At 70.5% G+C, this 10,398-nt stretch carries 13 protein-coding genes; 10 read left to right on the top strand and 3 right to left on the bottom strand.

What is annotated here, in order from left to right:
* Positions 1–319: 319 nt before the first annotated feature.
* The 5 genes from QFZ27_RS04700 to dnaQ are packed head-to-tail and all read left to right on the top strand — an operon-like array spanning position 320 to position 3,894.
* Positions 320–1,159, top strand: coding sequence for a pyruvate, water dikinase regulatory protein (locus tag QFZ27_RS04700; protein WP_429224931.1), 840 nt, complete (start codon positions 320–322; stop codon positions 1,157–1,159).
* The gene (locus tag QFZ27_RS04695; protein ID WP_429224930.1) at positions 1,156–1,752 is read left to right on the top strand and encodes a Maf family protein; all 597 of its coding nucleotides are present in this window, start codon (positions 1,156–1,158) and stop codon (positions 1,750–1,752) included. The genes QFZ27_RS04700 and QFZ27_RS04695 overlap by 4 nt, the downstream gene beginning before the upstream one ends.
* Positions 1,749–2,588, top strand: coding sequence for a shikimate dehydrogenase (locus QFZ27_RS04690; RefSeq protein WP_429224929.1), 840 nt, complete (start codon positions 1,749–1,751; stop codon positions 2,586–2,588). The genes QFZ27_RS04695 and QFZ27_RS04690 overlap by 4 nt, the downstream gene beginning before the upstream one ends.
* A gap of 2 nt (positions 2,589–2,590) precedes the next feature.
* On the top strand, positions 2,591–3,217 hold the full coding sequence (coaE, locus tag QFZ27_RS04685; protein ID WP_429224928.1) for a dephospho-CoA kinase: 627 nt from the start codon (positions 2,591–2,593) through the stop codon (positions 3,215–3,217).
* A complete protein-coding gene (gene dnaQ, locus QFZ27_RS04680) occupies positions 3,217–3,894 on the top strand; it encodes a DNA polymerase III subunit epsilon (RefSeq protein ID WP_429224927.1) in 678 nt (225 codons plus the stop codon). The genes coaE and dnaQ overlap by 1 nt, the downstream gene beginning before the upstream one ends.
* A gap of 114 nt (positions 3,895–4,008) precedes the next feature.
* Here the strand turns inward: dnaQ and secB are convergent, their stop codons facing one another.
* Together secB and QFZ27_RS04670 are read right to left on the bottom strand one after the other, a co-directional pair.
* Positions 4,009–4,506: a protein-export chaperone SecB gene (gene secB, locus QFZ27_RS04675; protein WP_429224926.1), complete on the bottom strand. Its 498-nt coding sequence runs from the start codon at positions 4,504–4,506 to the stop codon at positions 4,009–4,011.
* A 242-nt stretch (positions 4,507–4,748) separates the two neighbouring features.
* Complete coding sequence (locus tag QFZ27_RS04670; protein ID WP_429224925.1) at positions 4,749–5,273, bottom strand: FxsA family protein; 525 nt, start codon at positions 5,271–5,273, stop codon at positions 4,749–4,751.
* 201 nt (positions 5,274–5,474) lie between these two features.
* Between QFZ27_RS04670 and QFZ27_RS04665 the strand changes: the two genes are divergently transcribed.
* Positions 5,475–6,140 carry a Tim44/TimA family putative adaptor protein gene (locus QFZ27_RS04665; protein ID WP_429224924.1) on the top strand — a complete coding sequence of 222 codons (666 nt, stop codon included), beginning with the start codon at positions 5,475–5,477 and terminating at the stop codon, positions 6,138–6,140.
* 262 nt (positions 6,141–6,402) lie between these two features.
* Positions 6,403–6,792: a Smr/MutS family protein gene (locus QFZ27_RS04660; protein WP_429224923.1), complete on the top strand. Its 390-nt coding sequence runs from the start codon at positions 6,403–6,405 to the stop codon at positions 6,790–6,792.
* Here the strand turns inward: QFZ27_RS04660 and QFZ27_RS04655 are convergent.
* A complete protein-coding gene (locus tag QFZ27_RS04655; RefSeq protein ID WP_429224922.1) occupies positions 6,770–7,666 on the bottom strand; it encodes a LysR substrate-binding domain-containing protein in 897 nt (298 codons plus the stop codon). The two genes, QFZ27_RS04660 and QFZ27_RS04655, sit on opposite strands and share 23 nt — an antisense overlap.
* Before the next feature lie 109 nt (positions 7,667–7,775).
* On the opposite strand from QFZ27_RS04655, the gene QFZ27_RS04650 reads away from it, so the two are divergent.
* From QFZ27_RS04650 to QFZ27_RS04640, 3 genes are all read left to right on the top strand, one after another.
* Positions 7,776–8,432, top strand: a complete 657-nt coding sequence (locus QFZ27_RS04650) for an FMN-dependent NADH-azoreductase (protein WP_429224921.1) — start codon at positions 7,776–7,778, stop codon at positions 8,430–8,432.
* Positions 8,433–8,560: 128 nt separating this feature from the next.
* Positions 8,561–8,812: a hypothetical protein gene (locus QFZ27_RS04645; RefSeq protein WP_429224920.1), complete on the top strand. Its 252-nt coding sequence runs from the start codon at positions 8,561–8,563 to the stop codon at positions 8,810–8,812.
* An 89-nt stretch (positions 8,813–8,901) separates the two neighbouring features.
* A complete protein-coding gene (locus QFZ27_RS04640; RefSeq protein WP_429224919.1) occupies positions 8,902–10,284 on the top strand; it encodes an esterase-like activity of phytase family protein in 1,383 nt (460 codons plus the stop codon).
* Positions 10,285–10,398 lie beyond the last annotated feature (114 nt).

Genomic DNA, 10,398 nt, shown 5'->3' with positions numbered 1-10,398 from the left:
AACGGGGATTGTGACTCTTCCCCAATCCATCCACAGGTTTTGCCGGCCGGCGCGCTCCTCCCTGTGGAAAGCGGGGAAGACGCGCCCGACTCGCTACACCCTCGCCATCGCCCCTGTCCATAACGGGCGGGAGGACTCGGGGTCGCATCGTCCGGCCTCGCCGCTGACACGCGGAGGCCGGGAGTCTCGTCCCCAGCCGGATGGAAGAGTCGACGACTCATCGGCAAGCGGGCACAGATCGCGTCAAGCCTCATGAATCCGGGTTCCATCCCCAATTTGCCCACAGACAATCCCCATGCCTCCGGGATAAAAGAGGGACATGGCGCAGACGAAGACGTTCCACCTACATCTCGTTTCGGACTCGACCGGCGACACCATTCATAGCGTCGCCCGGGCCTGCCTCGCGCAGTTCGAGGGCGCCGAGCCGATCGAGCACTTCTGGAACCTGGTGCGAACCAACCGTCAGCTCGACATGGTGGTGGAGGAGATCCGCGACCATCCCGGCGTCGTCGTCTTCACCCTGGTCGATGACGGGCTGCGCCACCGGCTGATGGATGTGTGCGGCACGCTCGGCGTGCCCTGCATCTCGGTGCTCGACCCGATCATGGGGGCGCTGGCGCAGCAGCTCGGCATGGCGGGGCACGGTCGGCCGGGCCGGCAGCACGCGATGGACGCCGCCTATTTCCACCGCATCGAGGCGATGGACTACGCGCTGGCGCATGATGACGGCCACCTGACGGTCGACTTTCACCAGGCCGACGTCATCCTGGTCGGCGTTTCGCGCACCTCAAAGACGCCGACCTGCCTCTATCTGGCCAATCGCGGGGTGAAGGCGGCGAATGTCCCCTTCGTCCCCGGCCTGCCGCTGCCGGACGACCTGCACAAGGTCAGCCGGCCGCTGATCGTCGGACTGACCAAGGACCCGGAGCGGCTGATCCAGCTGCGCCGCAACCGCATGCAGATGCTGAACCAGGCCCAGACCACCGATTATGTCGACCCCGAGCAGGTGCGGTCGGAGGTGGCGGAGGCCCGGCGCTATTTCGCCAAGCACCGCTGGCCGGTGCTGGACGTCACCCGCCGTGCGATCGAGGAGACGGCGGCGGAGATCCTGTCGCTGCTGGCCCGCCGGGGGCGCAGCGCGGGGATTCCCGGAGAATGAGCACGGTGGTCCTGGCCTCCGGCAGCGCCACGCGCCGGGCGATGCTCGAGGCCGCCGGCGTTGCTGTCACCGTCAGTCCTGCCGCGATCGACGAAGGCGAGGTCAAGGCCTCGATGCGGGCCGAGGGCGCGTCCCCTGCGGATGTGGCCGAGGCGCTGGCGGTGCTGAAGGCGCAGCGGGCGTCGCGGCGTCATCCAGGGGCCCTGGTGATCGGCGCCGACCAGATGCTGGATTGCGAGGGCGTCTGGTACGACAAGCCGGTGGACCGGGCAGCGGCCCGCGACCAGCTGCTGGCGCTGCGCGGGCGGGTCCACACCCTGACCTCGACCGCGGTGGCAGTGCGCGATGGCCAGAGGGTGTGGCACGCGACCGACCGGGCGAAGCTGACCATGCGGTCGTTCAGCCACCTCTTCCTCGAGACCTATCTCGACGCCGTCGGCGACACGGTGCTGTCCTCGGTCGGCGGCTATCAGCTGGAGGGCCGCGGCGCGCAGCTCTTCGCCAAGGTCGAAGGCGACCATTTCACCGTGCTGGGCCTGCCGCTGCTGCCGCTGCTCGGCTTCCTGCGCGACCACGGGGTGCTGCCGTCGTGACCTTGACCGCGAAAGGCCGCCTGGCCGGGGTGATCGGCTGGCCGGTCGGGCATTCCCGCTCGCCCCAGCTGCATGGCCACTGGCTGGCCCGTTACCGGATCGACGGCGCCTATGTGCCGATGGCGGTGGCGCCGGAGCGGCTGGAGGCGGCCTTGCGCGGCCTCGCGGCGTTGGGCTTCCGCGGCTGCAATGTCACCGTGCCGCACAAGGAGGCGGCGATGGCGCTGGTCGACGAGCTCGACCCGCTGGCCCGGCGCATCGCCGCGGTCAACACCATCGTGGTGCGCGAGGATGGCAGCCTGTTCGGCACCAACACCGACGGCTTCGGCTTCCTGGCCAATCTCCAGGCCGGTGCGCCCGGCTGGTCGGCTGGCCGCGGCCCGGCGGTGGTGGTCGGCGCGGGCGGCGCGGCCCGGGCCGTGATCATCGCTCTTACAGATGCCGGCGCGCCCGAAATCCGCCTGGCCAACCGCACCCGGGCGCGGGCCGAGACCCTGGCGGCGGAGCTGGGCGGCCCGATCACCGTGGTCGACTGGGACGACCGGGCCGTAGCGCTGGACGGCGCCGCCCTGCTGGTCAACACCACGACCGAGGGCATGGTCGGCCGCCCGGCGCTGGACCTGGCGCTCGACGCGCTGCCGGCGGATGCGCTGGTCAACGACATCGTCTATGTGCCGCTGGAGACGCCGCTGCTGGCCGCAGCAAAGGCTCGGGGCAATCCGGTGGTCGATGGCGTCGGCATGCTGCTGCACCAGGCCCGGCCGGGCTTCGAGGCCTGGTTCGGGGTGGCACCGGTGGTCGATTCCGCGCTGCGGGCCGCGGTGCTGGGAGCCTGAGCGTGAGGATTCTGGGCCTGACCGGCTCGATCGGCATGGGCAAGTCGACAGCGGCGGCAATGTTTCGGCGCGACGGCATCGCCGTGCACGACGCCGACGCCGCGGTGCACGACCTGATGCGTCGCGGCGGCGCCGCTGTGCCGGCGGTGGCGCAGGCCTTCCCGGAGGCGGTGCGCGACGGTGCCGTCGACCGCAAGGCGCTGGGCGCGCTGGTGTTCGGACAGCCGCAGGCGCTGCGCCGGCTGGAGGCGATCCTGCACCCGCTGGTGCGGCGCCGCATGCGCCGTTTCCTGCAGCAGGCCGGGCGGCGCGGCGACAAGCTGGTGGTGCTCGACATCCCGCTGTTGTTCGAGACCGGCGGCGAGCGCTTCTGCGACGCCGTCGCAGTGGTCAGCGCGCCGCGGCTGATCCAGCGCCAGCGGGTGCTGTCCCGGCCTGGGATGACGCCTGGGAAATTCGCCGCCATCCTGGCGGCGCAGATGCCCGACCGCGAGAAGCGGCGCCGGGCGGATTGGGTGGTGCCGACCGGCCTGGGCCGCCGGCCGACGCGGCTGGCCCTGCGGGCGCTGCGGCGGCGGACGCTGGCCCGGCCGGGGCGGCGCTGGCGGCCCTCATTGAAGGTGGTGTGATGCGCGAGATCGTCCTGGACACCGAAACCACCGGCCTGAATGCGCTGGGCGGCGACCGCCTGGTCGAGATCGGCGGGGTCGAGATGATCAACCACGTGCCGACCGGCCGGCACCATCATGTCTACATCAACCCCGAGCGGCTGGTGCCGATGGAGGCCCAGCGGATACACGGGCTGACTGACGAGTTCCTGGCCGACAAGCCGGTCTTCGCCGAGGTCGCCGGCGCGTTCCTGGACTTCATCGGCGACGCCAAGCTGGTGATCCACAACGCCCAATTCGACATGAGCTTCCTGAACATGGAGCTCGGCCGGCTCGGCCTGCCGCCGATCCCGATGGCGCGGTCGATCGACACGGTGGCACTGGCCCGGCGGCGCTGGCCCGGCGCCCAGGCCTCGCTCGACGCGCTGTGCCGCCGCTTCGGCATCGACAATTCCGGCCGCACGCTGCACGGGGCGCTGCTGGACGCCCAGCTGCTGGCCGAGGTCTGGCTGGAGATGTGCGGCGGCCGCGAGCCGGGCTTGGCCATCACCACGACGGTCGAGATCACCGAGACCACCGTGGTGGTCGAGCGGATCGCCCGGCCGGCCCGGCCGCACGCCCCGACGGCGGAGGAGCTGGCCGCCCATCTCGCCTTCATCCAGGGACTGACCGACCCGTTGTGGCTGAAGGAAGTGTGAAGGCCTCATCCCTAAAAATGTCATGCCCGGGCTTGACCCGGGCATCCAGAGACTGTCGAGACCTTCTGGATTGCCGGGTCAAGCCCGGCAATGACAGACAGAGAGGGCGAACCCTTAGTTCACGCTGGGCTGGCCCTCGGCATCGGAGCGGGCGCGCAGGGCGGCCAGCTGGCGGCGGAACAGCTCGGTGAAGTCGATCGGCTGGATCAGCAGCGGCGGGAAGCCGCCGTTGCGGGTCGCCTCGGCGATGACCGACCGGGCGAAGGGGAACAGCAGGCGCGGCGCCTCGATCAGCAGCAGCGGTGCCGTCTGCTCCTTGGTCACATTGGCCAGCGTGACCACGCCGCCATAGCTCAGCTCGCACAGGAAGGTGGCGGCGTCGCCGGTCTTGGCCTCGGCCTTGATGTGCAGCACCACCTCGAAGGCGTTCTCAGCCAGCTGCTGGGTGCGGACGTCGACATTGACCGTGACCTGCGGCGGCGTCGCCTGCTGGGTCAGGCTGCGCGGCGCGTTCGGATTCTCGAAGGACAGGTCCTTGACGTACTGCGCCGAGATCTGCAGCGAGGGCTGCAGCTGCTGGGCGTCGTCGGGCTGCTGGTTGACGTCCGACATGAAAACTCTCCCTGGAAACTCTGGCTCGGCTGGCCGGCTAATGACGCGGGTCTCGCTAGCACGGAACCCGTTGCGGCTACAACCCAGGGGTGCCGGTCAGAGACCATCTGTAAATGCTACTGGTGCGGCCGTCTGACGGCGGTTTCTCCGCTTCCGGTGCTCACGGACCCAAACGTCCGCTGCGCGCCGGTTCTCGAAGCCACCGCCATCCGACTCACGCCAGCGCATTTCCAAACGGTCCCTCAGGATCGGCGTTGTCCATCCCCGTCGTCCGGGCCGCGCCAGCGCGATTCCTCGATCTTCGGCAAGGATGGGTCGCGGCCGCCCTCGGGCTTCACCTCGGTGTAGTCGGCGTCGATCACCGTGCCCTGTCCGCCGGGGCCGCGCCCGCCGGGCCAGACGGTGAAGCCGCCGCGCCGCTTGGCCTGTACGCCGAGCCAGCGGATCAGCATGCGCCGGACCGGCGGCAGCAGCAGCGGCAGCGCCATCAGGTCGCTGAGGAAGCCGGGGAAGATCAGCAGCAGCGCTGCCAGCACCAGCAGGGCGGCATGCGCGACCGGCTCGGCCGGCGGCTCGCCGCGGGCCAGCGCCGCCTGCATCTCGCGCAGCGCGCGCATCCCCTGCCGCTTCAGCAGCAGTGAGCCGATGATGCCGATGGCGACGAACAGCACCAGGGTGGCGAGCACGCCGATCCAGCGGCCGACCACGATGAACACCGTGATCTCGGCCAGGAGCGGGACAAGAAGCAGCAGGGCGAGGAGGGGCATCGGTTTCCCTTGCCGTTTGGGGGTCGGCAGCCTATCTGTCGGGGCAGGCGTCGTTCCTGACCGCGCATCCTGGCCTGGACGGCTGTCCGCCGAATGTTTGCTTCATCCGGACGGGCCGACCAAGAGGTAGTGTCGCGCGGCGCCCGGGTCCAGAGCGATGCATTCGGCGCCGGCGTGGGCGCGCGACAAGTGAAGGGAGCGATGGGCGAAGGCTCTTTCCTCGATATCCTGGTTCTGGCGGTGATCGCCGGGTTCCTGATTCTGCGGCTGCGCAGCGTGCTCGGCCGGCGGACGGGGACCGAGCAGCGGCGCCCGAACCCGATCGCCCAGCAGCCGACGCGGCCCGAGGCCCGCAACCCCGACAACGTCGTCAGCATGCCGGAGCGGCCGCGCGCCGCCGGCAATGGCGAGGCCGGCCCTGCCAGCGGGCTGACCCAGATCAAGATCGCCGACCGCAGCTTCAGCGAGAGCAGCTTCGTCGGAGGCTCCCGTGCGGCCTTCAAGATGATCGTCGAGGCGTTCGCCCGCGGCGACACCGCGACGCTGCGGCCGCTGCTGTCCGACGAGCTGTATGACGAGTTCAGCGCCGCGATCCGCGATCGCCTGGCCGCTGGCCACACGCTGGAGGAGACGGTGGAATCGGTCGACCGGGCCGAGATCGTCGATGCCCGGATGGACGGCCGCACCGCCTTCGTCACCGTGCGCTTGGCCTCGCGCCAGAAGACCGTGCTGCGTGACGCCGATGGCAAGGTGATCGAGGGCAGCCCGGACCAGACCGTCGAGGTCACCGACATCTGGACCTTCGCCCGCAACACTCGTGCCACCGACCCGAACTGGGCGCTGGTCGAGACCCGCGAACCCAACTGACCCGCCGATGCTGGCGATCCTGACCTGTCCGGCCCGGCCCTGTCCGGGCCGCGGCCGTTCGGCCGAGGGTGGCGACCGCTGATCCGGCATGGCCAAGACCCGCAAACCGAGCGAGGAAGAGCGCCGCCTGTGGCGACTCGTGACGCAGGATGTTGCGCCGCTGCGGCCGCACGACACTGCATCCCCTCCGCCACCTCCGCCTGAACCAGCTCCGTCCCCGCCGCCGCGGCCGGCACCGCCCGGCCAGCGCCCGGCTGCGGCCGTGCCGAAGCCGACCGGGCCTGCGGCCGCGCCGAAGCGGCTGCGATCCGGCGACCTGACCGGCATCGATGGCCACCGGGCCGACCGGCTGCGCCGCGGCAAGCAGGAGATCGAGGGCCGGCTCGACCTGCACGGCATGCGCCAGATCGAGGCGCATGACGCGCTGATCGGCTTCGTCGCCGCGGCCCAGCGGGCCGGCAAGAAGACGCTGCTGGTGATCACCGGCAAGGGCAGCTTCTCGAACGGCGACAGCGTGCTGCGGGCCAATGTGCCGTTGTGGCTGAACGAGCGGCCGCTGCGCGACAAGATCCTGGCCATCACCCCGGCCCATCCCCGCGACGGCGGATCCGGCGCACTCTACGTCGTGCTCAAGCGCCGGCGCGAGGAATAGGCGTCCCGAACTCCGCCAGGATCCACTCCCGGACCGCTGCCACCGCCTCATCCTCCGGGCCAGGCCGGCGGACCAGGTGGAAGCCCATGCCCTCGATCGCGGGGCCGAAGGGCTGGACCAGCGTGTCGGCTGCCAGTTCCGCCGCCACCAGGGTCAGGCTCAGCAGGCCGACGCCGGCGCCGGCCGCGACCGCCTGGATGGCGTGGCTCTCATCGGTGCAGTGCAAGGCCGAGGCGCTCTGCTCCGGCAGGCCCGCGGCGGCGAACCAGCGCGGCCAGGACGGCTTCTCCGGATGCGGCACGCGCCACTCGAAATGCACCAGCCGGTGCTGCGCCAGCTGTTCCGGCGCGGTGAGGCCGAGCGAGGGGTGTGCCACCGGCGCCAGCCGGTCGGTGCCGAGAAGTTCCGACCGCAGCCCCGGATAGGCGCCGCCGCCATAGCGGATGGCCAGGTCGGCGGTACCGGCGGCCAGGTCCACCGGCTCATCAGCGGCCAGCAGGCGCAGCGTGACGTCCGGCCGCCGCTCCTGGAGCGACGCCACGCGGGGCACCAGCAGCCGGGCGGTGAAGGCGCGGGTGGCCGTGAGGGTCACGGTGCTCGGCCGGGATCTGGCCGACAGCCCGTCGATGGTGCGGGCGAAGGTGTCGAAGCCGTCGCGCAGCACTGGATACAGGCGCTGCGCCGCCTCGGTCATCACCACCTGCCGGGTGCGCCTCTCGAACAGCCGCAGCCCCATCGTCTCCTCCAGCAGGCGGATCTGATGGCTCACGGCCGTCGGGGTCACCAGCAGCTCCTCGGCGGCGCGCTTGAAGCTGAGATGGCGGGAGGCGGCCTCGAAGGCACGCAGGGCGGCGAGCGGGGGCAGGCGGCGCATGGCAATCCGAACAGATGAATTCACCTCAGCCATAGGATGAGGGATTCGCCTTTGTCCGCAAGCTGGAAAGCGCACATCTCCTGGCTCGAAGACAGCCCGGAGCTCAGCCATGACCACGATCCTGCACATCGATTCCAGCGCCCGTCTCAGCCGCTCGCACACGCGCTGCCTGTCGGCCCGTTTCATAGGGACCTGGCTGGCCCGCCGGCCGGGTGACACGGTGATCCGCCGCGATGTCGGGCTGGAGCCGCCGCCGCCGGTGACCGAGGCCTGGATTGCCGCTGCGTTCACGAAGCCGGAGCGGCGGACGCCGGAGATGCGCGCGATCCTGGCGGTCAGCGATGCGCTGGTCGACGAGCTGGAGCGCGCCGACCTGATCGTCGCCGGGGTGCCGATGTACAATTTCGGCCTGCCGGCGCAGATGAAGGCCTGGGTCGACAACATCGTCCGGGTCGGCCGCACTTTCGGCTTCGACCGCAGCCGGCAGGGCGAGCCGTACTGGCCGATGTTGTCGGGCAAGCGTGCGGTGCTGTTCAGCGCGCGCGGCGACTGGGGCTACGGGCCGGGGGAACGCATCGCCGGCCTGAACCATGTCGAGCCGCACCTGCAGACGGTGTTCCGCTATCTCGGCGTCACCGACGCGGTGTCGATCGCCGCGGAATACGACGAGTTCGCCGACGAGCGGATCCAGCAATCGCTGCGGGCCGCCGAGGCCGAGATCGACCGGCTGGTGGCGCGGATGACGGAGGAGGCACAGGCGGCTTGACGACACGGGCGGGGGGAGGTGAACTGAGGCGCCGCCCCTCATCCGTCGGAACTCCGATGACAGCATCTTTCGGCACCGAGGTGAGACACCGTCTTGGCACCGTTCTGGAGGGCGCCGGATTCCGCTGGGTGGCTGGGCGCGATGATCCGCAGAGCTTCGGCGACGGGCATGCCGATGCCTGTTCGCCGACGGCCTGCCTGCGCGTGGTCCGCGACCGGGGGCAGGTATTCCTGCAGGCCCGGCCCGCCGATGCCGAGGATTGGATCGCGGTCGAGCGCCTTCTGCCCGCTTTGCCCGGCCCGGCGCCCACGCTGGACGCCGCTTCGAGCTACCTCGAGGCGCATCTCGGCGCCCTTCTCGCGGCGGTAGCCGGCCCATAGCGGACGACCCGAGACTTTCATACAGCCGTCATCCGGCCGTCATCGGCGGCCCCCACTCTCCCGCCGCTTTCCGTTCGAGAGGGGGATACATGCTTCCGTTCCGCAGTGCCGCCGCGTCGTTGCTTGTCCTGGCCTTTTCCGCCGCCGGTTCCCTGGCGGGCGACGACCCGGCGCCGCCGGCCTATCCGGCGGTGCTGGAAGGCCATGCCGTGCTGCCGGCGATGACCTTCGCCGCGCCGCCGGCCGATGCGCCGGCGATGTTCGCCACCTCGGCCAAGTTCGCCGGCCCGACCCTGGCCCGGATCGACCGGCCGTTCAGCGTCATGGGCACCACCGGAGCCAAGGGCGCCGTGCGCGAGACCGACGTGCTGTTCCCCTTCGTCGGCCAAGCGGTGCAGGGCTTCAGCGGCATCAAGCCGGTCGGCAACGGCGAATACGTCGTCATCACCGACAACGGCTTCGGCGCCAAGGCCAACTCGCCGGACGCGATGCTGATGGTGCACCGGGTGAAGCCGGACTGGCAGACCGGCCGCGTGTCGGTGCTGAACACGCTGTTCCTGTCCGACCCGGACCGGAAGGTCCCGTTCCGCATCGTCACCGAAGCGACCAGGGAGCGCTACCTGACCGGCGCCGATTTCGACATCGAATCGGTGCAGCTGGTCGGCGACCACTATTGGTTCGGCGACGAGCTCGGGCCCTTCCTGATCGAGATCGACGCGGCCGGCCGGGTGCTGACCGTGGTCGACACGGTGGTCGACGGCAAGCCGGTGCGCTCGCCCGACAACCCGTACATCAGCATGCCGGCCGCCCCCGGCCCGGTCGCCTTCGAATCGCGCCGCAGCAAGGGCTTCGAGGGCATGGCGGCGTCCGAGGACGGCAAGACCCTGTACCCGTTGCTCGAAGGCGGGCTGTGGGACGCGGCGAAGGCCACGCCGGAGGCCGACGCCCAGGGCCGCGAGGTGCTCCGCGTGCTGGAATTCGACGTCGCTTCGAAGACGTTCACCGGCAAGTCCTGGAAGTACCGGCTCGAGACCAACGGCAACTCGATCGGCGACTTCAACCTGATCGGCGGCACCCGCGGCCTGATCATCGAGCGTGACCAGGGCGAGGGCGACGCCGCCCAGGCCTGCCAGGGCGAGCCGAAGCCGGACTGCTTCGCCACCCCGGCCAAGCTGAAGCGGGTCTATGTGGTCGACCTGGCGGATGCCGATGCCGACGGCGTCCTGCGCAAGATCGGCTCGATCGACCTGCTGGCGATCCAGGACCCGGAGCACAACGCGCGCCAGGGCGGGCATGACGGGATGCTGAGCTTCCCCTTCGTCACCATCGAGAACGTGGCGCGGGTCGATGCCGACCACATCATCGTCGCCAACGACAACAACCTGCCCTTCTCCTCCGGCCGCGCCGTCGACCGGCAGGACGACGAGGAGTTCGTGCTGCTCAAGGTCACCGAGCTGCTGAACGCGAAGTAGGCGCGATCCGTAGTCCCCCCGCTGTCATCGCCGGGCTTGACCCGGCGATCCAGGGGCCACCCAGAGCGGCATCGACAGTCCCTGGATGCCCGGGTCAAGCCCGGGTATGACAGG

It is taken from the genome of Inquilinus ginsengisoli (assembly GCF_050434925.1).
GTDB lineage: Bacteria > Pseudomonadota > Alphaproteobacteria > DSM-16000 > Inquilinaceae > Inquilinus > Inquilinus ginsengisoli_B.
The sequence above is the reverse complement of the archived record's forward strand: the minus strand, read 5'-3'. Positions and strand labels throughout refer to the sequence as shown.